Origin of the sequence: Flavobacterium cheniae (assembly GCF_004363695.1) — a bacterium.
Lineage (GTDB): Bacteria > Bacteroidota > Bacteroidia > Flavobacteriales > Flavobacteriaceae > Flavobacterium > Flavobacterium cheniae.
Genome location: NZ_SNZC01000002.1, coordinates 334186 through 360569 on the forward strand (window position 1 = coordinate 334186; position 26384 = coordinate 360569).

27 protein-coding genes are annotated in these 26384 nt (G+C 32.0%); 11 read left to right on the forward strand and 16 right to left on the reverse strand.

What is annotated here, in order from left to right; genetic code table 11:
* Nucleotides 1–51 precede the first annotated feature (51 nt).
* The 10 genes from C8D80_RS06470 to trmB form a co-directional block, all read right to left on the reverse strand.
* Nucleotides 52–384: a 2Fe-2S iron-sulfur cluster-binding family protein gene (locus C8D80_RS06470; RefSeq protein ID WP_133608567.1), complete on the reverse strand. Its 333-nt coding sequence runs from the start codon at nt 382–384 to the stop codon at nt 52–54.
* 1 nt (nt 385) lies between these two features.
* Nucleotides 386–1444: an NAD(P)/FAD-dependent oxidoreductase gene (locus C8D80_RS06475; RefSeq protein WP_133608569.1), complete on the reverse strand. Its 1059-nt coding sequence runs from the start codon at nt 1442–1444 to the stop codon at nt 386–388.
* 117 nt (nt 1445–1561) lie between these two features.
* Nucleotides 1562–1801, reverse strand: a complete 240-nt coding sequence (locus C8D80_RS06480) for a NifU family protein (protein WP_133608571.1) — start codon at nt 1799–1801, stop codon at nt 1562–1564.
* Between the two features lies 1 nt (nt 1802).
* Nucleotides 1803–2945: an Mrp/NBP35 family ATP-binding protein gene (locus tag C8D80_RS06485; RefSeq protein WP_133608573.1), complete on the reverse strand. Its 1143-nt coding sequence runs from the start codon at nt 2943–2945 to the stop codon at nt 1803–1805.
* Between the two features lie 209 nt (nt 2946–3154).
* Nucleotides 3155–3712 (reverse strand): YceI family protein, encoded by a 558-nt coding sequence (locus tag C8D80_RS06490; protein ID WP_133608575.1) that lies wholly within the window; start codon nt 3710–3712, stop codon nt 3155–3157.
* Nucleotides 3713–3768: 56 nt separating this feature from the next.
* The gene (locus tag C8D80_RS06495) at nt 3769–5058 is read right to left on the reverse strand and encodes a hypothetical protein (RefSeq protein ID WP_133608577.1); all 1290 of its coding nucleotides are present in this window, start codon (nt 5056–5058) and stop codon (nt 3769–3771) included.
* Nucleotides 5059–5106: 48 nt separating this feature from the next.
* Nucleotides 5107–5694, reverse strand: a complete 588-nt coding sequence (locus C8D80_RS06500; RefSeq protein ID WP_133608579.1) for a YceI family protein — start codon at nt 5692–5694, stop codon at nt 5107–5109.
* Nucleotides 5695–5872: 178 nt separating this feature from the next.
* Nucleotides 5873–6217, reverse strand: coding sequence for an MGMT family protein (locus tag C8D80_RS06505; protein ID WP_133608581.1), 345 nt, complete (start codon nt 6215–6217; stop codon nt 5873–5875).
* Between the two features lie 2 nt (nt 6218–6219).
* Nucleotides 6220–6846, reverse strand: coding sequence for a LysE family transporter (locus tag C8D80_RS06510; RefSeq protein ID WP_133608583.1), 627 nt, complete (start codon nt 6844–6846; stop codon nt 6220–6222).
* A 57-nt stretch (nt 6847–6903) separates the two neighbouring features.
* Nucleotides 6904–7578 carry a tRNA (guanosine(46)-N7)-methyltransferase TrmB gene (gene trmB, locus C8D80_RS06515; protein WP_133608585.1) on the reverse strand — a complete coding sequence of 225 codons (675 nt, stop codon included), beginning with the start codon at nt 7576–7578 and terminating at the stop codon, nt 6904–6906.
* Between the two features lie 117 nt (nt 7579–7695).
* Here trmB and C8D80_RS06520 point away from each other — a divergent pair, with 117 nt between their 5' ends.
* Both C8D80_RS06520 and C8D80_RS06525 read left to right on the forward strand, forming a co-directional pair.
* Nucleotides 7696–8517, forward strand: coding sequence for a UDP-2,3-diacylglucosamine diphosphatase (locus tag C8D80_RS06520; protein ID WP_133608587.1), 822 nt, complete (start codon nt 7696–7698; stop codon nt 8515–8517).
* Complete coding sequence (locus C8D80_RS06525) at nt 8517–9572, forward strand: glycosyltransferase (protein ID WP_133608589.1); 1056 nt, start codon at nt 8517–8519, stop codon at nt 9570–9572. The genes C8D80_RS06520 and C8D80_RS06525 overlap by 1 nt, the downstream gene beginning before the upstream one ends.
* On the opposite strand, the gene C8D80_RS06530 is transcribed toward C8D80_RS06525, so the two are convergent.
* Complete coding sequence (locus C8D80_RS06530) at nt 9546–10589, reverse strand: sensor histidine kinase (protein ID WP_133608591.1); 1044 nt, start codon at nt 10587–10589, stop codon at nt 9546–9548. The two genes, C8D80_RS06525 and C8D80_RS06530, sit on opposite strands and share 27 nt — an antisense overlap.
* Entirely contained in the window at nt 10589–11278 is a 690-nt protein-coding gene (locus tag C8D80_RS06535) for a response regulator transcription factor (RefSeq protein WP_133608593.1), read from the reverse strand. The genes C8D80_RS06530 and C8D80_RS06535 overlap by 1 nt, the downstream gene beginning before the upstream one ends.
* A gap of 177 nt (nt 11279–11455) precedes the next feature.
* Here C8D80_RS06535 and C8D80_RS06540 point away from each other — a divergent pair, with 177 nt between their 5' ends.
* The 6 genes from C8D80_RS06540 (at nt 11456) to C8D80_RS06565 (ending at nt 19894) form a co-directional block, all read left to right on the forward strand.
* The gene (locus tag C8D80_RS06540) at nt 11456–14218 is read left to right on the forward strand and encodes a TonB-dependent receptor (protein WP_133608595.1); all 2763 of its coding nucleotides are present in this window, start codon (nt 11456–11458) and stop codon (nt 14216–14218) included.
* Nucleotides 14219–14361: 143 nt separating this feature from the next.
* A complete protein-coding gene (locus C8D80_RS06545; protein WP_133608597.1) occupies nt 14362–15510 on the forward strand; it encodes a hypothetical protein in 1149 nt (382 codons plus the stop codon).
* Nucleotides 15511–15622: 112 nt separating this feature from the next.
* Nucleotides 15623–15964 carry a T9SS type A sorting domain-containing protein gene (locus C8D80_RS06550; RefSeq protein WP_133608599.1) on the forward strand — a complete coding sequence of 114 codons (342 nt, stop codon included), beginning with the start codon at nt 15623–15625 and terminating at the stop codon, nt 15962–15964.
* Between the two features lie 105 nt (nt 15965–16069).
* Nucleotides 16070–16990 (forward strand): T9SS type A sorting domain-containing protein, encoded by a 921-nt coding sequence (locus C8D80_RS06555; protein ID WP_133608601.1) that lies wholly within the window; start codon nt 16070–16072, stop codon nt 16988–16990.
* A 130-nt stretch (nt 16991–17120) separates the two neighbouring features.
* Nucleotides 17121–18830: a T9SS type A sorting domain-containing protein gene (locus C8D80_RS06560; RefSeq protein ID WP_133608603.1), complete on the forward strand. Its 1710-nt coding sequence runs from the start codon at nt 17121–17123 to the stop codon at nt 18828–18830.
* Nucleotides 18831–18913: 83 nt separating this feature from the next.
* Entirely contained in the window at nt 18914–19894 is a 981-nt protein-coding gene (locus C8D80_RS06565) for a LuxE/PaaK family acyltransferase (RefSeq protein ID WP_133608606.1), read from the forward strand.
* A gap of 52 nt (nt 19895–19946) precedes the next feature.
* Here the strand turns inward: C8D80_RS06565 and tyrS are convergent, their stop codons facing one another.
* Nucleotides 19947–21236 carry a tyrosine--tRNA ligase gene (tyrS, locus tag C8D80_RS06570; RefSeq protein ID WP_133608608.1) on the reverse strand — a complete coding sequence of 430 codons (1290 nt, stop codon included), beginning with the start codon at nt 21234–21236 and terminating at the stop codon, nt 19947–19949.
* A 102-nt stretch (nt 21237–21338) separates the two neighbouring features.
* Here tyrS and C8D80_RS06575 point away from each other — a divergent pair, with 102 nt between their 5' ends.
* Complete coding sequence (locus C8D80_RS06575; RefSeq protein WP_133608610.1) at nt 21339–22346, forward strand: NAD-dependent epimerase/dehydratase family protein; 1008 nt, start codon at nt 21339–21341, stop codon at nt 22344–22346.
* On the opposite strand, the gene C8D80_RS06580 is transcribed toward C8D80_RS06575, so the two are convergent.
* The 3 genes from C8D80_RS06580 to C8D80_RS06590 are packed head-to-tail and all read right to left on the reverse strand — an operon-like array spanning nt 22312 to nt 24760.
* Entirely contained in the window at nt 22312–22692 is a 381-nt protein-coding gene (locus tag C8D80_RS06580) for a DUF4296 domain-containing protein (protein WP_133608612.1), read from the reverse strand. The two genes, C8D80_RS06575 and C8D80_RS06580, sit on opposite strands and share 35 nt — an antisense overlap.
* Nucleotides 22692–24038, reverse strand: a complete 1347-nt coding sequence (locus C8D80_RS06585) for a dihydroorotase (protein WP_133608614.1) — start codon at nt 24036–24038, stop codon at nt 22692–22694. The genes C8D80_RS06580 and C8D80_RS06585 overlap by 1 nt, the downstream gene beginning before the upstream one ends.
* The gene (locus C8D80_RS06590) at nt 24038–24760 is read right to left on the reverse strand and encodes a polyprenol monophosphomannose synthase (protein WP_133608616.1); all 723 of its coding nucleotides are present in this window, start codon (nt 24758–24760) and stop codon (nt 24038–24040) included. Before C8D80_RS06590 ends, C8D80_RS06585 begins: the two co-directional genes overlap by 1 nt.
* 106 nt (nt 24761–24866) lie before the next feature.
* On the opposite strand from C8D80_RS06590, the gene C8D80_RS06595 reads away from it, so the two are divergent.
* Entirely contained in the window at nt 24867–25532 is a 666-nt protein-coding gene (locus C8D80_RS06595) for a DUF4271 domain-containing protein (protein ID WP_133608618.1), read from the forward strand.
* Between the two features lie 17 nt (nt 25533–25549).
* The gene (locus C8D80_RS06600) at nt 25550–26299 is read left to right on the forward strand and encodes a uroporphyrinogen-III synthase (RefSeq protein WP_133609446.1); all 750 of its coding nucleotides are present in this window, start codon (nt 25550–25552) and stop codon (nt 26297–26299) included.
* Nucleotides 26300–26384: the final 85 nt, after the last annotated feature.

Below are 26384 nucleotides of genomic sequence, written 5' to 3' on the forward strand. Positions count from 1 at the left end.
ATTTCTACAAATGTTACAATAAAAAATAAAAAAAGCGAGAAAAATCTCGCTTTATTGTTCTGGTGCTATTTCAATTTCTAAACCTTCTAAATCTACCGTGATTGGAATTTGACAACCTAACCTCGAATTATCCTTTACGTGATAAGCTTCCCAAAGCATTGCTTCTTCATCTGGATTGCGCTCTAATGAGATTACATCATTTAAAATATAACACTGACAAGAAGCGCACATGGCCATACCGCCACAAACTCCAACAGTTCCTTCTTCGGCTAATTCATAAGAACGAATTAACTCCATGATGTTCATGTTCATGTCGGTTGGGGCTAACACTTCGTGTTTAACTCCGTTTCTGTCGGTTATGAAAATGGTTACGTCTTGGCTCATATTAATCAATCGATTTTACAACGGCTTTTTCAGCTTCTTTTCTTGTTCCGTCAAAACCATCTACTCCAGAAACGGTTGTATATTTTAATACATAACGTTTTCCTGGATTGATTCTGTTGTAGACACTTTGGCACATTAAAGTCGCTTCGTGAAAACCACATAAAATCAATTTCAATTTCCCTGGATAAATGTTTACGTCACCGATAGCGTAAATTCCGTCGATATTGGTTTGATAATCTAATGCGTTATTTACTTTAATGGCGTTCTTTTCGATTTCTAATCCCCAGTTAGCAATTGGACCTAACTTTGGTGTTAATCCGAAAAGCGGAATGAAATAATCACATTCTACTTTCATTCTAGCTCCGTTAACTTCAATATCAACAGCGGTTATTCTTTCACTTCCATTAAATCCAACAACTTCTGCAGGAGTAACTAATTTAATCTTTCCAGCGTTTTTCAACTCTTGCACTTTTTCAACCGAATCTAAAGCGCCTCTAAATTCGTTTCTTCTATGAACTAAAGTCACTGAATTCGCAACATTCGACAAGAAAATACTCCAATCTAAAGCAGAGTCACCTCCACCTGCGATTACGATATTTTTTCCACGATATTTTTCTGGATCTTTTACAAAATAATCAACTCCACGGTCTTCCTTTTCGTAAAATTCGATATCTTTAAGAATCGGTTTTCTTGGTTCAAATGTCCCTAAACCACCTGCAATTGCAATCGCTTTGGCTTGGTGTTTTGTGCCTTCATTAGTGGTTACGATGAAAGTTCCGTCTTCTAATTTTTGAATGGTTTCAGCAGTTTCCCCTAACGTAAATCCAGGTTGAAACTGTTTGATTTGTTCCATCAAATTGGTTACCAAATCTCCAGCTAGTACTGATGGATAACCTGGAATATCGAAGATTGGTTTTTTTGGATACAACTCCGCTAACTGTCCGCCTGGCTGAGGCAAGGCATCAATAATATGACATTTTAACTGTAATAATCCGGCTTCGAAAACGGCAAAAAGTCCCGTAGGACCTGCGCCAATAATTAATATATCCGTTTGAATCATGTTTTAAAATCTTTTAGTGTTGTAAAGTTACAAATACTAAAATTTGCTATACGTTACAATAGTTACAAAGAGGCAAAATTGAAGAATTGAAATATAACATAATATGATAATAATCAGTTATGCAATATTTTCAACTGTTTCAATTTGTGGAACATACTTTTTGATGGTAGTTTCTACACCTGCTTTCATAGTACTGATGCTTAAACTACAATTCGTACAAGCACCTTCTAAACGGACTTTTACGTGTTTATCATCAATAATTTCTACTAGTGAAATATTGCCACCATCAGAATTCAAAAACGGACGAATTTCCTCTAATGCTTTTTCAACATTATCTTTTATTTCTATTGTAGTCATATTATTTTCCTTTAACAGCAGAGCATCCTGCCATTGTTGTTATTTTGATAGCTTCTGTAGGAGGCAAAGTTTCATTACGATTTACCGTTTCTTGTACTACGTTTCTTGTAATCGTTTCAAAAACACCTTCTAAAACTGAAGCCGTTTGTAACGCTGCTGGGCGACCGTAATCTCCTGCTTCACGAATGCTTTGTACTAATGGCACTTCGCCTAACAAAGGCACTTGCAAATCTTCTGCTAAGTTTTTAGCACCTTCTTTACCAAAGATATAATATTTGTTTTCAGGAAGTTCTTCTGGTGTGAAATACGCCATGTTTTCGATAATTCCTAAAACAGGCACATTGATAGATTCCGACATAAACATCGAAACTCCTTTTTTAGCATCGGCTAACGCAACTGCTTGAGGTGTACTTACTACAACAGCTCCTGTAATAGGTAACGATTGCATGATTGACAAATGAATATCACCCGTTCCTGGTGGCAAATCGATTAACATAAAATCTAATTCACCCCAGTTGGCATCAAAAATCATTTGATTTAAAGCTTTGGCAGCCATTGGACCTCTCCAAATAACCGCTTGGTCAGGTTTTGTGAAAAATCCGATAGACAAAATTTCTACACCATAACTTGAAACAGGTTGCATTTTTGATTTTCCATCAACCTCAACTGAAATGGGTTTCGAATTTTCAACATCAAACATAATTGGCATTGAAGGTCCGTAAATATCGGCATCTAAAACTCCAACTTTGAATCCCATTTTAGCTAATGTTACCGCAAGATTTGCTGTAATAGTAGATTTCCCTACACCACCTTTTCCTGAAGCAACTGCAATGATATTTGAAATTCCAGGAATTTGTTTTCCCTTAATTAAGTTAGGATTTTCTGGTTTCTCTGGTGCTTCCACCTTAATATTTACTTTTACTTTGGCTTTTTCGTACACTTTCTCGTGGATTACTTTAATGATATCCACTTCTGTACGTTTCTTAATATGTAGTGCTGGAGTTGATAAAAGCACGTCAACTACTACCTCATCTCCAAAAGTGATTACATTTTGAATGGCGCCACTTTCGACCATATTTTTCCCTTCACCAGCTACCGAAATGGTTTCTAATGCAGTTAAAATTTCTTTTCTATCTAATTTCATCTGTTTGAGTTTTTTCGTAATCAGTCTAATTGAAATAAAATTGCATTTTTATTCAGACTGATTTTAGATTGCAAAGATAATAAGAAGTTTAGGAGTTTAAAAGTAACAAGGTTTAAAGTTTTTATAATTTGATAGTTATAATCTATTGTAAATAACAAAAAAGCAACCTTTTACAAGATTGCTTTCTAAACTAACTGAAAATAGAATTACTAATACTGTAAAAACAAATTGAAATTTATCTCAACATTGTCATTAACTACCACCATGCCTAATAATTTTTTAGGAGATTTTAATTTAAAATCTTTGATATTCAACTTCAATTGTCCTTTTACATTATTTGTTGTTTGATTATATGTTACAGGAACTAAATATTCTTTTTCAATTCCGGCAATTTTTACATTTAATTTGGCTGTAATATTTTCTTTAACTGCATTTAATTCTTTTACATTGATTACAATGTGAGGATATTCTTCTGCTTTAAGTATGGATTTAAAATCTTTTGTGATCATTTTATGTGCACAATCGAAACCAGTACTTTTAATGGAAAGCTTTGCACCTTCTAACAGTATTTTGTTGTTATTTCTAGCTATTGAAACTTGCAAATCATTCTCAATAAAATCAGAATTGTATTTACATTCGAAACTATTAACATTTGATTTTCCTTTAATTGTTACTTCACTTTTGTTCGTGATTTTAACTTTAGTTTGATTTTTAGCAAAACCAAAACTCAAAAGAATTAAAACTGTTATAATACCTATTGCTTTCATAACCTTAAAATAAAGTGAAAAGCAATTGTGCTTCTCACTTTATTAAATTTAATTTATTAGAAACTAATTACTGCCTCTGCAACAAATCCACTAAATTTACCACCATCTAATACATTTCCTGTTGCAAAACCGTCATACTTTTGAGTAACATATTCAACTTTAGCAACAATATTTTTGGTCATAAACCAACCACCACCAATATTAAATCTTGTAATATCAATATCTACTCCAGAAACGTCTTCTGCTGAAACAGAATTATATCTTCCTCCAACATAAAATTTCTCATCTGAACCAAATCTATACAATAACTCTGCTCCTAGTTGAGTTGCATTTCTTCTGTCAACCTCGTTAGCATTTCTACCATTTGTAAACTCAAGTAATCCAAAAAATTCTAAACCTTGATATTTAACAAAAGGATTAATCATAATTGCAGTTAGCTTTCTATTAAAATTAGGATTGTATCTACCTGTTGTATAATTATTAGTAGCTGTTGTCGCAGCACCATTAGTAAGAGGTGGCGCCATAACTAAATAATATCTAGCACCTGCTCTATCACCTGCATATAAGTAAGTTCTATTAGCATAAGCTGTATTATATAATGATCCAGTTAATCTAAATCTTAAGTCAGAGTTTATTTGTTTATCATATCCTAATTTGGCAACAAAAGAAGGACTTGGATTTCCATTTACCACATCGTCTTTAACATCTTGATTTAACTTAGTGTTAGTTACTCCTAACATTGCCAAAAATCCATTTTTTCTATAATATGCTTCAGCTCCAACTTCTGTTGTAAATGAATCCATTAAATAATTACCAACAAATGGATTATACAAAGCTTGTGCATTATCAGATCTTCTAAAATGTGCATCACCATAATTAATTTCCATGTGACCAAACATAATCGTTACATTTTTCATTAAATCTGAAGCTAAACCTTCTTTTATAAAATCTAAGTTATCAATTTGAAGATAACCACCTTTAACATAAGGCTCTGGATGGTGACGTGATGACAAATAAGTTCTTAAATGCATTCTAAGACCTTTAGCTAAAGCAACATCTAAGTCTAAGTTTGCAGTTGCTAAATTAAAATTATTTGTGATTGGAAGTAATGCCGCAGCTCCTGTAGCATTTTCATGATCAATAGCTTGATATTGCAATGTTGAAGCACCACCAACTCTCACTTTTACTCCATCAAAAGTGGAAGCTGTATCTTTTGGACTTTCAAAAACATTAACACCTCTTTTATCAGGTTGTCTGTAATTATCCAAATCTCTATTCTGAGCCTGTATACCTGTACTTAAGCCTAAGGCTGCAATTACTAACGAAAATTTAATAAATGTTCTCATGATTTTTAAAATTTAATATGTGTGTTTTAGTTATAAGTTCGTATTTATTTAATTGTATGTCACTTTAAAATCAACTGTTACGTCTTTACCTGTTTTAATAGTTCCCATTAATGCTTTTGGAGGTTCAACACCATAAACAGTCATGTCTATTTTTTGTTTACCTGTAAAAACCATTTTTTTACCAATAAGTTTAGTTGTGAAAGATTGATTGATTCTTTTAGTAACTCCTGCAATAGTTAAATCACCTTGTGTTTCTATAGTGTAATTATTATCTGAGATTGTTGTGATTTTAATCACTTTCACCAATTTGAATGTGATATTTTTATGCGAAGTGCTTTTTAAAGCTTTAAAAGTGTTTTTGTCCATTCCACTTTTTCCACTTTTTAATTGCTCAACCTCAACCGAAAAATCTAAACTTTTTATTGCTTTTAAATCGCCAGCATCTAAAGTAACTGAAGCTTTTCCACTCATTGCTTTTGCCTCTATTGTCCAATCGTGTACATTTGAAGTTCCGTTAACATCTAATTTACTTTCGGCTAAAACCACTTTCGAATCTTGTCCAAAAACAGTATATATTGGCGCAATAACCATTAGAAGTAAAAACCAATTTTTGAAGTGTATTTTTAAAGTGTCCATTTGTATTATCTTTTAAATTATAGTACAAATTTCAGCCGAAAAAAAAACTATTTATATGATATATGTCACGTTTGTTACTAAAAGAATGAAGTATATTTTAAAAAATGAAAACGAAAACGTTATAATAAAACAAGGTTTTTTAGTAAGAAGAGTAAAGAAAATAGGAATGTAACATTTGTTACATATCACTCATAGTTGGTTCCCAAAAATACTTTTCAAAATCTATAATTTGATTATCTACAACTTTAATTCCTTCGTTTTCTAGAAGTTGTTGCATTAAATTAGTTCCTTCAAAATGATGCTTACCAGAAAGCAGTCCTTTTCTGTTAACAACTCGGTGCGCTGGAACATCTTCTAAGTTATGAGATGCATTCATTGCCCAACCTACCATTCTAGCAGAACGTGCGGTTCCTAATGCTTTTGCAATAGCGCCATAAGAAGTGACTTTCCCTTCGGGAATTTGGCGAACAATGATATAAACACGTTCAAAAAAATTATCATTATTTGAATCGGTGCTTTTCAAGATTAAACCGTTAGAATTTTATAGATTGAAGAAAGTGCTACCAATCCTGTAATAGCAGCTATTAGAAAATTAATGTTGTTAGAGATAAATCCTACTTTATGCTCTACTTTTTTGAATAAGATAGCATACAAATAAAATATGGAATACGTTCCTAATGCCGCAGCAATAGAAAAAACTACAATAGATACTAATTCGAAATCAAAAACATCTTTGGAAGCTAAAGTTAAACTAATGAATGCATAATAAGGAATTGCAAACATGTTTAAAGAAGAAAGGGTTGCTCCGTAAACAAATCGGTTTTTTTTGTTTTTAATCTTTACTTCTAATTTGGGTTTTTTAGCTCTTATTCCATTATAAATAAAAAAGAAAGTTAGCAGAACAAAAATAACAGTTCCAAATTTCTTTAAATTTTCACTTATACTTGGATTAGCATCAATAAACTTTGCAAAATAAACACCTACAAAACACTGAATTAAAACAATAACAACTGCTCCAAAAGCAAACAAAAGGGCTTCTTTTTTATTTTCGCTTACACTAATTTTAGCTATGGTCATGTTCAACATACCTGGCGCTACAATTCCAACAGCTGCAATGAAAAAACCTAATAAAAAAGAAACTACTAATGTCATAAAATTTGTTTTATTTTCAAAAATAAACGATTTATATTCATCTATTGGTAACAAAGATTACTTAATTCTGAACTGAATGTAAGTAATTGGCTTGTTTACTTCTAAATATTGACTTTCGTAAAACGTTTGAATTCCAGTTACTTCTGCCGGAGCTCCTTCGTTTTTATAGATATTATGGTTGGCATAAATTACTTCATGACCTTCACCATGTAATAATCCTAACGTATAACCGTGCATAAACTCTGAATCGGTTTTTAAATGCATCAAACCATTTGGTTTCAGAATTTTTTTATAGTTATTCAAAAACTCAGAATTGGTCATTCTGTGCTTGGTTCTTTTGTATTTAATTTGTGGATCTGGAAAAGTAATCCAAATTTCAGAAACTTCGTTTTCGGTAAAAATGTGATTAATTAATTCAATTTGAGTTCTCACAAATGCTACATTATTCATACCTGATTCAACCGCAGTTTTAGCACCACGCCAAAATCTTGCTCCTTTGATATCAATTCCAATGAAGTTTTTATTTGGAAATCTTTCTGCTAAACCAACAGAGTATTCGCCTTTTCCACAACCTAATTCTAATACGATTGGATTATCATTTTTAAAGAATTCACTATTCCATTTACCTCTTAACGGAAATTCATTTCCTACAACTTCTTCTCTTGTTGGCTGAAAAACATTAGAAAACGTTTCGTTCTCACTGAATCTTTTTAATTTATTTTTACTTCCCACTTCTAATTTATTTTGGGCAAAATTAAGCAAATAATTAGCACCACAAATAAACTTTTAATAATGTTTCAATAACCTTAACATTAGATATGTTTTCGTTTTTTGCATAAAATCTTTATTTTGAAAAAAAGAAAAGTTGAAGTTGTAGTTATTTCCGATGTTCATCTTGGAACATATGGTTGTCATGCTAAAGAATTATTGGATTATTTATCTTCGATAAAACCTAAAATTTTAGTTCTAAATGGCGATATTATTGATATTTGGCAATTTAGAAAATCCTATTTCCCTTCCAAACACTTAGAGGTAATTAAGAAAATTATTTCGATGAGTACCAAAGGTACCAAAGTGTACTACATTACTGGAAATCACGATGAATTTCTTAGAAAATTTACCGATTTACACATGGGAAATATCAGTTTAATCGACAAACTCGTATTAGAATTAGACCACAAAAGAGCTTGGATTTTTCATGGTGATGTTTTTGATGCTTCGATTACACAAGCCAAATGGTTAGCAAAATTAGGCGGTTGGGGTTACGATATCCTAATTTTAATTAACCGATTTATTAATTGGGTTTTAGCCCAATTTAACAAAGAACCGTATTCGCTTTCCAAAAAAATTAAAAACAATGTAAAATCTGCTGTTAAATTTATCACTAACTTTGAAAATGTTTGTGTAGAATTAGCCATTGAAAAAGGGTACGACTATGTCATTTGCGGTCATATTCACGAACCAAAAATTGAGTTTATGGAAAATGAAAATGGTGAGACTTTTTATTTGAATTCAGGCGATTGGGTAGAAAATTTAACCGCTTTAGAATACAACAACAAAAAGTGGAAATTATATAAACATGATCGAAATTTGAGTTCCGATGAGAACGAGTATAATTTTGAACATGAAAACAAACTAGCCGAGCAATTTATTGCTGTTTTAAAAAAGTAATGAAGAAAAAAATACTCATAGCACCATTAAACTGGGGTTTAGGACATGCCACAAGATGTATTCCTATTATTAAAGCATTAGAAGAAAATGGTTTTGAACCTATAATTGCTTCCGATGGTGTTGCACTAGCTTTATTGAAAAAGGAATTTCCAAAACTTATTAGTATTGAATTACCGGCTTATAACATTCAATATGCCGAAAATGGCAAAAACTTTAAATGGAAATTAGTTGCTCAATTACCCAAAATGGTAATTGCTATTAAAAAAGAGAAAGCAAAAATTAGAAAAATTGTAGAAAATTATGAAATAGAAGGCATCATAAGCGATAATCGTTTGGGTGTTTACTCATCTAGAGTACCTTCGGTTTTTATAACACATCAATTAAATGTGCTTTCGGGTAAAACATCATGGTTAACAACAAAACTTCATTTGCGTTACCTTTTAAAATTTAATTCTTGTTGGGTTCCTGATGTTTCGGGTGCAGAGAATTTATCTGGTAAATTAGGTCATCCTGAAAAAATAGTAGAGAAAATCAATTACATCGGTCCGTTAAGCCGAATTGAAAAGAAATCACTTCCTATTAAATACGATATCATGGTGTTATTATCGGGACCTGAACCGCAACGTACTTTGTTGGAAAAAAAACTTACTAAAGAATTAAAAAACAGTTCGAAGGAAATTCTTTTCGTAAAAGGAATTGTGGAATCGCAACAACAAATTGAGCAAGTTAATTCGATTACGTATTACAATTTTATGAACTCAGAAGAGTTAAGTACCGCTTTTAACGAAAGTGAATTTGTAGTATGTCGTTCGGGTTATACTACAGTTATGGATTTGGCAAAATTGGAGAAAAAAGCGTTTTTTATTCCAACACCAGGGCAATACGAACAAGAATATTTAGCTAAAAAATTTAAGTCAGAAATTGTAGCTCCAAGTTGCAAGCAAGAAAAATTCAAAGCTTCCAAGTTAGAAAAAATTCACTTTTACAAAGGATTTAAAGATTTTTCGGTTGACCCGAATTGGAACGAATTATTTAGCCTTTTCCAAGGTAAATGAAAACTCTGAGCCTACACCTATTTGACTTTCTACATAGATTTTTTCATCATGTCCTTCAATAATGTGTTTTACGATTGCTAATCCTAAACCAGAACCACCTTCACTTCTTGCACCACTTTTATCTACACGGTAAAAACGCTCAAATAAACGTGAAATATTTTGCTTTTCGATACCTTCACCGTTATCAGTAATTCTTACGATGACTTTATTTTTGGTTAAATCTTCGATTCCTACTTCAGTTGTGCCGCCTTTTTTTCCGTACTTGATAGAGTTTACGACTAAATTCGTAACAACTTGTTGTATTTTCTCTTGATCGGCCATAACCCAAATTGGTTTGGCATATTTATTATCGAAAGTCAAGGTAATATTCTTATTTGCAGCTTTCATCTCAAACAAATCAAACACATTTTGAACAACCTCAACAATATCAAATTTAGTAACATCTAAATTAATTTCACCAACTTCTAATTTGGTAATCATATCCAAATCTTTCACGATGTAAATCAAGCGTTCAACCCCTTTTTCAGCACGTTCTAAATACTTTTTACGAATGTTTTTATCCTCCATTGCACCATCAAGAAGCGTAAGTAAATAGCCTTGAATTGTGAAAAGAGGTGTTTTTAATTCGTGTGAAACGTTTCCTAAAAATTCTTTTCGGTATTCTTCTCTAATTTTTAAGGTTTCGATTTCTAATTTTTTATCTCGGGCAAACTTTTTTACTTCTTTAGTAAGAGTTGCCATATCAGTTGTTACGGGTTGATTTACATAAGAAGTTGTTTCCAAAAGCGAAACATCGTCATAGATTTTCTTAACGCGTTTATATATAAAATGCTCTACCCTAAATTGAATTAAAAAGAATGTTGCCGCATAAAAAACAACCGAAAAGGCCAAAACGACAAGTAAATTTAATGACTGAACAAAATAATGATATAAAAAAATAGTCGCTAAAAAGAACAACGTTACGTATACCGATGACTTTAAAGCGAACTTATAAGATTTTTTAAATTTTAATTGCATTAAAATTCGATTTTATATCCCACTCCTTTTATGGTTTTAAAGAAGTTATCTCCAATTTTTTCTCTTAATTTTCTAATATGAACATCGATTGTTCTTCCTCCAACTACTACTTCATTACCCCAAACCTTATCTAAGATTTCTTCGCGGGTAAACACTTTTCCAGGTTTTGTTGCTAAAAGATAAAACAATTCAAATTCTTTTCTTGGTAAAACAATCTCTTTTCCTTCGTTAACGATTTTGTATTCTTCTCTATTAATTTCAATATTGCCAACGTTTAATGTTGTACTTGAAGAAACACCTTCAATACCTTTTAATCTTCTTAATAAAGCTTGCACTTTACTAACTAAAACTTTAGGTTTGATAGGTTTTGCAATATAATCATCAGCACCAGCATCAAAACCAGCAACTTGTGAATAATCTTCGGAACGAGCAGTTAAAAAAGTGATAATAGTATCTTGAAGTTCTGGAATTTTTCTAATGTTTTCGCAAGCTTCCATTCCATCCATTTCGGGCATCATAACATCCATAATAATTAATTGAGGATGTTCTTTTTTTGCTTTCGCAATGGCTTCTTTTCCATTTGAAGCTGTTACAATTTGATAGCCTTCTTGAGAAAGATTATAACCTACAATTTCTAGGATATCTTGCTCATCATCAACCAATAAGATCTTAATGTCTTTTTTTTTCATTACAAAAATTGTTATGTTTTGGTTTGTAAAGGTAAAGATAAAATAAAATGTTTAAAGGAGTTTACAATTATTTAATCTATTAACAATTCGATAACACATTGGCAACTAATTCATAACAGGCAAGTAACTTTACTATAACACTTCAGCAGTTCCTTTGCACAAAATTAATAACACAACATGAAACTACGTTTTTTATTATTGTCATTATTCTTTGCAGCTACAATGTTTGCACAAAATGGAACTGTAACCGGAACTATTTTAGACAAAGAATTTAACAACGAACCTTTACCTTTTGCTAATATAGTAATTAAAGGTACAAAACAAGGAACTTCTACAGACGAAAATGGTAAATATTCCATTTCTTTAAAACCTGGAAATTATACTTTAGTAATTGGATACTTAGGATATGAAACTAAAGAAATTCCATTTACAATTAAAGCAAATGAGAAAAAAATTATCAACCACACTTTAGAAGCTAGTGGAGTTCAATTAGCAGATATTGAAATTATCCAAGTGGTTTCAAAAGAAAAAGAAAGCGCTTTATTGCAAGAACAACAAAAAGCTGTAGAAATCAAACAAAGTATTGGTGCTGAAGAAATTTCAAAAAAAGGAATTGGTGATGTTGCTGCAGCAGTTGCCAAAACTTCGGGTATTTCTAAACAAGAAGGTTCAAGTGATATTTTTGTTAGAGGTTTGGGTGATCGATATAATTCTACTACAATGAATGGATTACCATTACCTTCAAACAATCCTTCAACAAAAAATATGTCTTTAGATGTTTTCTCTACTGATATTGTAGAGTACATTGGAATTGACAAAACATTCAACTACAAAAACTACGGAGATTTTGCTGGAGCCAATGTTGATATTGTTTCTAAAACATACAAAGGAAGTGGAATGATTGAAGTAGGAAGTGGAATGAATGTAAATTCAAATGCTATTTCTCAAAATAAGTTCTACTTACAAGATGGTCCAAATTTTCACGGATTTAGCAACCAACCGATTCCAAACAATCCTTTAAATGGATATAATTTCACAACAAGCTGGGACAAACAAGGAGCAACACCAGTAGGTAGCGCATTCTACTTAAGAGGTGGTGACTCTTACTCTGTAGGCTCAAACGGAAAACTTAGTTTCTTTTTAAATGCGTCGTTCGATAATAATTACAATTATAAAGAAGGAGCTAGAAGAGGTGGTGTTAGCACACAAGCAATTGCTGCAAGAGACTTTTTTAGACAATCGTACGAGTACAATACTAGCTCAAATGCAATGGCTAATATTAACTACAAAATAAACAGCAATCATAACATCAAATGGAATTCAATGTACATTAATTCTAGTTCACAAAAACACGAGGAATTTAGAGGTATAATCGATGTGTTTGATGCACCTGGAAATGGTTATTTATCGCGTTCAACTTTCGAAAGAACCTCTTTGCTTATCAATCAATTATTAGGTAATCATACACTTAGCAATCGTATAAATTTTGATTGGGGAATTTCATATAATATGATGACAAATGTAATTCCAGACAGAATGCAAAACACGTTTGTTCCACTAGACAATAACAATCCTAACTCTCCATTAATTGTTTCTGATTTAAATCAATCAGACAATCATAGGTTTTTTCAAGAAATGACAGATGATGAAATTGCTGGAAACTTTACTTTATCATACAAATTTGGAAAAACAGCAGATGATACATATAAAGGTAAATTTATTGCTGGTTATAGCGCTCGTTACAAAGAAATTAATTTTGATGCAACCCAATTTAATTTTGATATTTTAGAGCCTAATGTTAATTTACCAATTATCGATTTAAATAATATAGATGGTTTCTTTAATCAAAACGGAATTGATTTAGGATATTACCGCATTTCAACATTTAGAGGTAATTTAAGTAATCCAAATGCATTAAATCCACAAAATTATAATGGTCAACAAATTATTTCTGCTGGTTTTGGAGCAATTGAATATCAGTTTACCCCAAAATTATTTGTAATTGCAGGTTTCCGTTCTGAGTTTATTATTCAAGATATCTTCTATAGTACTTCATTAAAAACAGGTAAAAAACTAACTGACACTATGGAGTATTTACCTTCATTAACAGCAAAATACGAAGTAAGCGAAAAACAAAACATTAAGATTGCAGCTAGTAAAACTTATACTTTACCACAATTTAAAGAAAGAGCTCCTTTCTTATTTGAAGAAGTAGGACAAAGTTATTTTGGAAATGAAAACTTATACAACTCAACCGATTACAACTTTGATTTAAAATGGGAAATGTTCCCTAAAAATGGTGAAGTAATATCATTCACTGGATTTGGAAAATACATACAAAACCCAATTAATCAAGTTACTGTAGCTTCTGCAACAAATGATATTTCTTGGGTAAATTCTGGAGAAAGAGCTATTGGATTAGGAATAGAGGGAGAATGGAGAAAAAGCATTATTTCTAGAGAAAACAACACTACGGGTGAGAAAACCAACTTAGGATTTGGAATAAATGTATCATACTTACATACTACTCAAGATTTAGATACTGAAAAAGTAATTAACGAAAATCCTGGAATAAGTGTTGCGTTTACAAATCAAGATTCAAGATTATCAGGTGCTTCAGATTTATTAGTAAATTCAGATATTAGTTTTAATAAAGAATTTAAAAATGATAAATCGTTAACAGCAACCTTAACAGGTGGCTATTTTTCTGACAGAATTTATGCGCTTGGAGTTACAGGAAAAGGTGATTTAGTAGACAGCGAAGTAATTACTTTAGATTTTATTCTAAAATATAATATTAGTAAAAATATCGGATTTGGGTTTAGTGCAAGAAACTTAACTGATCCAACAATCGAAAGAACACAAGATATTCAAAATGTGGTTGTTGACTCTTATAAAAAAGGAAGAAACTTTAGTTTTTCTATGAAATATTCATTCTAAACATTGAATTAACAATTAATAAACAAAAGGTGAATTTTACATAAAATTCACCTTTGTTTATTTAATAAACTCATAACATTTAGATAAACACCCGAAAACAATTCAATTATAGCTTTGTAACAACAAATTAAATAACACAAAAAATGAAAAATTTATTATTATCAGCTTTAGCCATAGCTGTTTTAACTTTCACTTCTTGCTCAAGAGATGAAGATTCAAATGACAACAACAATACAGTAACTATTAATCCTGCTGATTTTAAAGGTGAATTACTAAGTGGACAATCTGCTACTTTAGACGCAACACAAGTTTACAACTTGACCGGATCTTTTATTGTAAGAGGTGGAGCAACTCTAACTATTCCTGCTGGAACAAGAATTGAAGCTACTGGTGGAACTGCATCATACATTGCAATTGCACAAGACGGATTACTTTATGTAAATGGAACTTCTACAAACCCGGTTGTTATGACAAGTGGTAATGCAGTTAAAGCTACTGGAGATTGGGGTGGTTTAGTAATTTGTGGTAGAGCAAACACAAACAAAGGTGGATCTACTGGACAAACTGCAACTTCAGAAGTTGGAGATTTAACTTATGGTGGTACTGAAAACACTGATAGTTCTGGCGTTATTCGTTATTTAAGAGTTGAATATACTGGAGCTGCTTTTAATGCTACTAAAGAATTTAATGGAGTATCATTATTTGGAGTTGGAAGTGGAACTGTTTTTGAATATGTTCAAGCTTACAAAAGTGGTGATGATGGAATTGAATTTTTCGGCGGAAATGTAAATGCTAAATATTTAATTGCTTTACACAGTGAAGATGATGCATTAGATTTCGCAGACGGGTATTCTGGAACACTTGAAAATGTTTTCATTAAAGATGCAGCTAAAGCTGGTGTTGAAGGTTCTAATAATGGAGATAACGGTGCTGCAACACCAACAACTAACGCAACTTTAAAAAACTTTACAATTCTTAAAGGAAGTTTAGCTGGATCAGAGCACGGAATGTTTATGAAAGAAGGTTCTGGAAGATGGAATTGTCAAAATATCTACATTGATGGTTTTACAAAAGGTTTAAAAATCAACTCTGTTGCTGTAGATCCAAGTTCTAATACAAATGTAGATAACGGATTTATTACTTTCAATCCTATCTATTTTGGAGCAACAATTACAACAAATTCTGAATACGCTGGAACAAATACAACTTATATTACTGTAGGTTCAAATACAGGTGCAGGTAATAGCGGAAACACTCCAAGCTGGACAACTGGTTGGACAACTGGATTCTAATATAAAACATAACTACAAAAAACATCAAAATCCCTCTTCATGAGGGATTTTTTGTTTGGCATTGTATTTGTAATTAAAAAATAGTTATCTTTACACTCAATATTAGTTTCGCATGAAAAAAAAATACTTTTATACTATTTTTCTTCTAACGGTTTTGTTTTCTTTCAGCCTTCAAGCTCAAGAGAACAAATCTGCTATTGCAACTAAAACTCAAGAACCTACAATTGAGGGCTTAGCCATTTACCCAAATCCCGTAAACTCTGGAAAAATTTACATTACTACCAAATCGTCATTAGACAAAAAGGTAGAAATTTTTAATGTACTTGGAAAAAAAGTACTAGAGACGGTTATTACTTCAAAAGAAGTAAATGTAAGTAATCTTTCGGCTGGCGTTTATATCATCAAGATAAAAGAAGGTGACGCTACTGCCACAAGAAAACTAATTATCAACTAGTTATTTAATTTATTATTCTAAAAATTAATTTAAAGTTAACATCTGATTTTGCCAGAAAACTTTAATTCTTTTTTATCTTTGTACTCAATTTTTAATTCATATAACATGAAAAAACTTTACACTTTACTATTTATTACTTTAGCCAGCGCTTCCTTTGCACAAGGACCATTTACAGGGACTTATACTTTTGCATCTGTAACAAATTCAACTGGCTTAACAGACCCTACTCCTGTTCCAACAACAGCAGGTATGACTTTTGGTTCTTTTATAGGCGTTAATCCAGCTGCACTAAATTCTACCGCTGGCGGTAGATTTTCTTTAGACAATCAACCAAATGGAGGTCTAAGCGGAGACAATACATATGCTGCTTACACAGGAACTTTAAGCACATCGCATTATTTCGAAGTTACCGTTTCTCCAAATGTCGGTACGACTTATGATTTAACAGGAATCACATTTAGACAACAAAGATCTGGAACCGGCGTAAGGACATATTCTGTTCGCTCTAGTGTAGATGGTTTTGCAGCTAATTTACCAGCTTCAATAAATCCTGCAAACACAGAATTATCCGTTGAAAGTGGAAACGTTTTTTTCAGAGTATTAGACACAAATACTGGCCATAACGGTAGTACAATCACATTAAGCGGACCTAGCTTTACTGGATTAACAACTCCAGTAACTTTTAGATTTTATGGATGGAATGCAGAAGGAACAGGCACTGGAGGAACATTTAGTATTGATGATGTTGCAATTTCTGGAAACGTAATTACTTTATCATCTTCATCATTCAACGCAATCGATGGTTTAACTATGTATCCAAATCCATTAAATGGAAATACATTATATTTAACTTCAACTGCAAATGCTGATATGTCAGTTCAGATCTTCGATATCGTTGGAAAAGAAGTTGTAAAATCAACTGTAATAAATAACTCTATAAACGTTTCTGGTTTAAACGCTGGAGTTTATATTGTAAAAGTTACTGAAGAAGGCAAAACAGCTACAAGAAAATTAGTTATTCAATAATTAGTTATACTATCATAATTAAAAGCGCCAACATTAGTTGGTGCTTTTTTTATTTAAAAAAACTGAAAATTAAGCGATTAATTAAAAAATACTCTATAAATTTGCCTCCCCAATTAAAAATTTTCACAAAATGAAAAAACTTTACACATTACTACTATTATCTATTTCGTTATTATCTTTCTCTCAAGGAAGTGTAAATTTTGATGATGTCGCAAAATGGACTCAAGGTGGAGGCGGAACTATTGCGTTTACAACTTTTTCTGACCATAGTTATGTTGATGCATCTCTAAATTTTACTGCTGTAGGAAATAGCGTTATAAGAAACAGTACAGCTGCACAAGATGGCTTCCCCTTAGCAAACGGAACTTACTCTTTTAGATTGAATCAAACTGGAACTTCAGCTTTAACCATGACAATTGCATCTGGTGGAGTTGGAAATTTTTCATTTGCAACAAGAAGATGGGATTCCGCTCCAGCAACAAACTTTACTGTTGAATATTCTACTAATAATGGCACAAGTTGGACAACATCTTCTATTATTGATGCATCAGTTACTACAGATTCAAACTGGAAAACAGTAAGTGGAGTAATTAACAGCACTAACGCAAATATTCAAATCAGAGTACGTTCAAACGGAACAACAGAACGTTTAATGATTGATGATTTTACATGGACTGCACCAACTTCAAATCCTACATTAGTTATATCATCACCAACTAATGGTACATTGTACAACCCTGCAACAACAAGTGTAAATATCAATTTCGCAACATCTAACTTTGTAATTGCAACAGTTGGAAATGGAAACGGACACTTAAACTATACTATCAATGGCGGTGCTGTACAATCAAAATTTGACAATACTGCAATTGCATTAACGAGTTTAACGCCTGGAACTTACAATTTAGCATTAGAACTAGTAAATGATAGTAATGCATCTCTTTCTCCAGCTGTTACAGCAACTGTAAGTTTTACAATACAATCTTATACCAATGCTGCAAACTTAAATGACGTAAGATTAGATGTATTAAATGATGGTATTGGAAAATATTATAACATTACAGGTGAAGCAATAGTAACATATGCAAGAGCAACTAGAAATCAGAAATATATTCAAGATGCTACTGCAGCAATCTTAATTGATGATTTAGCTGGAGTAATTACAAATCCTTTTGTTATAGGTGATGGAATTACTGGACTAAAAGGCCAAACAACTTATTTTAATGGTGTACTTCAAATTGTACCATTAGAAAACAACACTCCTTCATCAAATGGAAATGTAATAACACCCCAAGTGGTTACAGCTAGCGCTATTAACGCTAGTATTGAACAATACGAAAGTGAATTAGTAAGAATTAACAATGTAACTTTTGCTGATGGAAACGGTACAAATACATTCGCAGCAAACACTTCTTATAATATCTCTGACGGTAACACAATAGAATTTAGAACGTTTTTAACTGAAGTTGATTATGTTGTTAATACTAATGTAATTCCTAACGTAACTAGAGATGTTATCGTATTAGTTGCCAAAAATGTAACTACTCCAAGAATTGTTGCAAGATCTTTTGTTGATGTTAACACACTTTCAACTAATGATTTTGATGCAATCGAAGGTTTAAAAATGTATCCAAACCCATTAAAAGGAAATACATTATACCTAACTTCAACTGCTAATGCTGAGATGTCAGTTCAAATTTTTGACATCGTTGGAAAAGAAGTTATAAAATCAAACGTAATGAATAACACTGTAAATGTTTCTGGTTTAAACGCTGGTATTTACATTGTAAAAGTTACTGAAGAAGGTAAAACTGCTACAAGAAAATTAGTTATTCAATAATTAGTTTTTACTTCATATTGAAAAGCATCAACGAAAGTTGGTGCTTTTTTAGTTATGACAAATTTGTTTCCTATTTTTGCATCATGATTTCACAAGAAGATATTTTCCAAATTGGTTCTAAAAAAGAATTTGAAAAAATTACTTTAAAAGTTTTTCGTCATCAGTACGATAACAATTTGGTGTACCAACAATTTTGCAACTTCTTGAAGAAAGACAAAAACAATGTGAAATCGTTAACAGAAATTCCATTTTTACCCATTCAATTTTTTAAAAGCCATACTGTTTTAAGTTCATCAGAACCTATTCAGCAAACATTTACAAGTAGCGGCACAACAGGAATGCAAACGAGTAAACACTTAGTTACAGATGTGAGTTGGTACGAAATGAGTTACCGCTTGGGATTTTCAGAATTCTACGGAAATATTGAAGATTATTGTGTTTTAGCCTTGCTCCCATCCTATTTAGAGCGTGACGGTTCTTCGTTGATTTACATGGTAGAAGATTTAATTCAAAGCAGTAATCATGAAGATTCTGGATTTTATTTGAACAACTACGACGAATTGATTTCTAAATTGATTGAATTGGATAATTCAGGTCAGAATGTGATTTTAATTGGCGTTACATATGCTTTGCTAGATTTAATTGAAAAGCAAAAATTCCAATTAAAAAACACCATTATCATGGAAACCGGCGGCATGAAAGGCAAAAGAAAAGAAATGATTCGCGAAGAATTGCACACTCTTCTATGCAACGGATTTGGTGTTTCAAAAATTCATTCAGAATATGGCATGACCGAATTACTTTCGCAAGCGTATTCTCTAGGCGATGGTGTTTTCGAATGTCCTCAATGGATGCAAGTTCTTATTCGTGATACGGAAGATGCTTTAACTTATGTTTCTGAAGGAAAAACTGGCGGAATTAACGTGATTGATTTAGCAAACATCAATTCGTGTTCGTTTATTGCTACGCAAGATCTGGGGAAAAAACATCCCAACCATTCTTTCGAAGTGTTGGGACGTTTTGATAATTCTGATATTCGTGGTTGTAATCTTATGGTAGTTTAACTGTTAAAATGTTTATTTGTTAAATCGATTCTACAGCTCTACAATTTAACGATTAAACAATTTTTATCACATAATAATTTTTCTTTCCTTTTTGCAATAACAAGAATTGATTGTTGATTAAATCGTCTTTCGTAATGATTTTATCTTCACCTACTTTCTCTTTGTTTAAAGAAATCGAGTTTTGTTTTAATTCTCTACGAGCATCACTATTAGAAGCTAAGAAGTTTGTTTTTGCTGCTAATGCTGCAATCATATCCAAACCTGCATTCAAATCTTCCATCGAAATTTCGGCTTGAGGAACGCCATCAAATACTTCTAAAAACGTTTTCTCATCTAACTTTTTCAACTCATCCATCGTTGGACTAAAGAACGCATTTGAAGCCGCGATAGCATTTTCTAAATCTGCCGCAGAATGTACCATCACAGTAATTTCTTCTGCTAAACGTTTTTGCAATGCTCTTAAATGAGGTGCTTCGTTGTGTTCTAAAATTAATTTTTCAATTGTTTCTTTATCTAAGAAAGTAAAAATCTTAATGTATTTTTCAGCATCAACATCCGAAGTATTTAACCAGTATTGGTAAAATTTGTAAGGAGAAGTTCTTTCTGCATCTAACCAAATATTTCCACCTTCTGATTTTCCAAATTTCGTTCCATCTGCTTTTGTGATTAATGGACAAGTTAACGCATACGCTTTCCCAGATTCAATTCTACGAACTAATTCTGTTCCTGTTGTGATATTTCCCCATTGATCACTTCCACCCATTTGTAGCGTACATTTTTTAGCACGGTATAAATGTAAAAAGTCGTAACCTTGCACTAATTGGTACGTAAATTCAGTAAACGACATTCCTTCTGAAGTTTCTCCAGTTAAACGTTTTTTAACCGAATCTTTCGCCATCATATAATTCACAGTAATGTGTTTTCCCACATCGCGAATGAAATCTAAGAATGAAAATTCTTTCATCCAATCGTAGTTATTTACTAACTCCGCAGCATTAGCTTCCGCAGAAGTAAAATCTAAAAAGCGAGCCAATTGTGCTTTAATCGCTTCTTGATTGTGACGCAAAGTAGCTTCATCTAACAAATTTCTTTCGTTAGATTTTCCTGATGGATCACCAATCATTCCAGTTGCTCCGCCTACAAGCGCTAACGGTTTATGACCACTCAATTGGAAATGTCTCAATAACATTACACCAACTAAATGTCCTATATGCAATGAATCGGCGGTTGGATCAATACCCACATACGCCACACGCATCTGCTCCATCAAATGTTCTTCTGTGCCTGGCATTACGTCGTGGAGCATTCCTCTCCAAGTCACTTCTTCAATAAAATTTTTCATGATTTCAAATAATTTGAGCAAAGATAGTTTTTAGTTTAAAAGTTTAAAAGTTTGAAGGTTTAAAAGTTAGTCCGTTTTTAAAAGATTTGCTATTTTTACATCATGATTTTAGTCACAGGAGCAACAGGTTTAGTAGGTTCGCATTTGTTAGTACAACTTCTTCAAGAAAATGAGGAAGTTAAAGCGTTATTTCGTTCTGAAAAACAAATTGAAAAAGTAAAGAATGTTTTTGCTTTTCATAATCAAACTGCTCTATTTAATAAAATCAATTGGGTTAAAGGTGATATTACTGATATTCCATCTTTGGAAATTGCTTTTGAAAATGTCACTCATGTGTATCATTGTGCTGCTTTGATTTCGTTTGATCCTAGTGACGAAGACGAACTTCGAAAAATCAATATCGAAGGAACTGCAAACGTGGTGAATTGTTGCATTGATTTTGATGTAAAAAAACTTTGCCATGTGAGTTCGATTGCTGCCTTAGGAAATCCAAAAGAACACGAAACTACTATCACAGAAGAAACCGAATGGAATCCTGAAGAATTACATAGCGATTACGCAATTACAAAATACGGCGCCGAAATGGAAGTTCTACGCGGCCATCAAGAAGGTTTGGAAGTTGTAATTGTGAATCCGGGAGTAATTTTTGGTTATGGTTTCCCGAAAAAAGGCAGTGATGTTATTATTCAATCGGTAAAAAAAGGATTGTCATTTTATACAAAGGGTAACATTGGAATTGTTTCGGTAGCTGATGTTACTAATTGCATGACTCAACTCATGAAAAGTTCAATAAACGGAGAACGTTATACTTTAGTAGGTGAAAATATTTCTACAAAAGCATTACTCGACTTTATCGCAGAAGAATTGAAATTGAAAAAACCTTCAATAGAAGCAACCAAACTAATGACTTCTATTGCTTGGCGAATTGATTGGTTGATTTCAAAAATATTGAATCGCAAAAGGAAGTTATCTAGAAATACCGCAATCTCATCACATTCTGTAACCACTTTTGATACTTCAAAAATAGAAAAAGAACTTAATTTTACTTTTCAGAAAAAAGAAACATATTTAAAAACTATTCTACAGAATTATTATACCCGCCAACACTAGTTTCATTATTTATATTCTGAGTGTTTGCTGGATTTTCTTTCTCAAATCTTTCTATTACTTTTTTATAGATTTTTTTATATTTTCTTGCGTCAGCAGCATAATAACGTTGGTTTTCACGATAAGTAATACTGTCAATTTTATATTTTTCGAAAATATATTGATCCATTTTAATATTGTGATCTGACAACTTATATGACATAGAACCATCTGTTGCTTGTAGAATTGAAATATCGTAAATGATATTCACCATTACTTCCTCGTCCAATAAGTTATCAGGTTTTGGAACCGGATTCTTAGAACAAGAAAGCACAAATAAGCTTACAAATAAAAATAATACCTGCTTCATTACACTTCTCTTTCAAATAACAAACGCTGTCCTGCTTTTGCTTCTTTTACTTTACCATTATGATAAACTAATTTTCCGTTAACAAAAGTATGTGTTACACGTGATTTAAAGTTATAACCTTCAAACGGAGACCAACCACATTTTGCAATAATATTTTCTTTTTTAACATTCCAAGGTAAATAAGCATTTACAATTGCAATGTCTGCATAATATCCTTCCTTAATAAATCCTCTTTTCTCGATTTTGAAAATTTTAGCCGGATTGTGACACATTTTTTCTACAATCTTTTCTACTGAAATTTTTCCTTGGTGATGTGCTTCAAACATAGCCACAACAGCATGCTGAACCAAAGGCCCACCAGAAGGACATGTCAAATAAGGATTACATTTTTCTTCTAAAGTATGAGGAGCATGATCGGTTGCAATAACATCAATTCTGTCATCTAGTAACGCTTTCCACAAAGCATCTTTATCTGCTTGTGTTTTTACAGCAGGATTCCATTTAATTAAAGAACCTTTGGCATCATAATCAGCATCAGTAAACCATAAATGATGGATACATACTTCTGCCGTAATTTGCTTTTGTTCTAATGGAATCTTATTGGTAAACAAATCTAATTCTTTTGCAGTAGATATATGAAATACATGAAGTCTAGCTCCTGTTTTTTTTGCTAAAGCAATTATTCTTTCAGTCGACACATAACAAGCTTCTACACTACGTATTTCAGGGTGTTTTTCGACTGGAATATCTTCCCCATAAATTTCTTTAAACTTTGCTAAATTATTTTTAACTATGGTTTCATCTTCACTATGAACAGCAATTAACAACTTTGTACTTGAAAAAATCTTTTCTAATGAAGCGGAACTATCAACAAGCATATCTCCAGTAGAGGATCCTAAAAAAAGCTTTAATCCAGCTACATTTCTAGGATTTGTCTTTAATATTTCTTCAAGATTATCATTAGTACCTCCCATCATAAACGAATAATTCGCATACGATGTTTTAGCAGCAATTTGATATTTATCTTCTAAAAGTTCTTGAGTAACGGCATTTGGAACCGTATTTGGTTGTTCAATAAACGAAGTAATTCCACCAGCAACGGCTGCTTTACTTTCCGTCTCAATAGTTCCTTTGTGAGTAAGTCCTGGCTCTCTAAAATGCACTTGGTCATCGATAGCTCCTGGCATTACATAACTCCCTTCTGCATCAATAATAACACAGTCGGACGATTTTGGACTAATTTGCTTGGCGATTTCTTTTATGAATTCATTTTCAATCAATATATCACCTTCAAAAACAATTCCTTCGTTTACAATCTTGGCATTTCTAATTAAAAAACAACTCATTATAATCTATTAAATATTTTACGTAATCTCAACATTATCACTCCTACTACAGCTTCACGAATAATTCCACCGCTCATTTTAGATTGTCCTTTTGTTCGGTCTGTAAAAATTATCGGAACTTCTACAATTTTAAAATTATTGACAAAAGCACGATATTTCATTTCTATTTGAAACGCATAACCTACAAATTTTATTCTGTCAAGGTTAATTTTTTCTAAAACTATTCTTCTGTAACATTTGAATCCTGCTGTGGCATCAGCAATTTTCATACCAGTAATCATTCTAACATAAACTGAAGCAAAATAAGACAGTAAAACTCGACTTAAAGGCCAATTCACTACATTTACTCCGTTTGAATATCTTGAACCAATAGAAACATCTGCACCATTTTCGCAAGCAGCTAACAACTTTTCTAAATCATTAGGATTGTGCGAAAAATCGGCATCCATTTCAAAAATATAATCATATCCATGTGAAAGCGCCCATTTGAAACCCGCTACATAAGCTGTTCCCAAACCCGATTTTTTCGTTCTCACTTTCAAATGCAGTTGTGAAGGAAATTCTTGTTGCATTTCTTTCACTTTTACAGCTGTACCATCAGGAGAATTGTCATCTACTATTAAAACATCAAATGGCGTTTGCAAAGCAAAAACAGCCTTTATGATTGCTTCAATATTTTCAATTTCGTTAAAAGTTGGAATTACAACAACACCCTGAGCCATAAAAAATCGTGTATTTTAAGTGCAAAAATAAGCTATTTCTAGTAGACAATTCTTAATAATTTTATAATAATGAATATGACAGTATTTTTTGTAATTTTGCGCCAATATGTTAGCAATTCAATTACACGACCGAATTATTGAAAGCAAAGACTGGGCAACCATCTTGTTTGTTATTTGCGTGGCCATAATTGCGATTAACAAAACCATCTCTTCGGTTCGTTTTAATGAGTTTGTTCGATTGGCTTATTCAGATAAATACACCAAAATTTACCGTGATAGTAGTAACCTAATGAGTGGTTTTACCATTTCGATGTTTATACTACAACTGATTTCGTTTTCATTCTTTACTTTATTAGTATTAAATCAATTTGATAGAGCTGAAAAAACCGACTTAATTGTTTACATCCAAGTTTTTACTTTTTTAACTGTTTTTATTCTTTCGAAATTTTTAATTGAGAAAATTATTGCAACTGCTTTTAAAATTGAAGAATTTAACGAACAATTTAACTTGCTGAAAGTGAATTACAGAGCTTATTTTGGATTCATTTTATTACCCGTTAATATCATTTTATTTTACAATTCATTAAATGCCGATTGGTTCTTTTGGACTTTATTGATTATCCTAATCACTATAAACATCACTACTTACTTGGTTGCACTGAAATTATATCAAAATTTACTATTACGTAAAATATTTTATTTTATTTTATATCTTTGCACCCTTGAAATAGCACCTTACTATTTTATTTATAATTGGTTTACAAAAAATTAGAGAGAAATATGTCAAATTTGAAAGTGAAAACAATATTAGTTTCACAACCAGAGCCTAAAGTAGAAAATTCTCCTTATTTTGAGCTTCAAAATAAACTGAAAGTTAAGATTGATTTCAGACCATTCATTCACGTAGAAGGTGTTCCTGCTAAAGAAGTTCGCGCTCAAAAAATCGATTTAAACAACTATACTGCCATCATATTAACGAGTAGAAACTCTGTAGATCATTTTTTCAGAGTAGCTGAAGAAATGCGTTACAAAGTGCCAGAAGATTTAAAATATTTCTGTCAGTCTGAAGCGGTTGCTTTTTACTTACAGCGTTATGTAGTTTATAGAAAAAGAAAGATATATGTGGGTCAAAAAGACTTTGTAGATTTGTCTCCGCTAATTAAAAAATATAAAGACGAGAAGTTTTTATTACCGTCTTCTGACCAACTGAACGCTGATGTACCTCCTACATTAGACGGCTTAAAAGTAGATTGGACAAAAGGAACTTTTTACAGAACTGTAATGAGCGACTTAACCGATTTAAAAGATGTATATTACGACGTTTTGGCTTTCTTTAGCCCAACAGGAATTAAATCATTATTCAAAAACTTCCCTGATTTTCAACAAAACAATACGCGTATTGCTGTTTTTGGAAGTACCACTCAAAAAGAAGCTTTAGAGCACGGTTTACGTGTAGATATTATGGCGCCAAGCCCTGGAACTCCATCTATGACTGGTGCTTTAGAAAAATACATTGCTGAAGCAAACAAAGGAAAATAATTATTTTTTCAATATATAGAAAACCCAAATTCGAAAGAGTTTGGGTTTTTTGTTTGATTTATACAAACAAAAAAGTCCCGAAAAT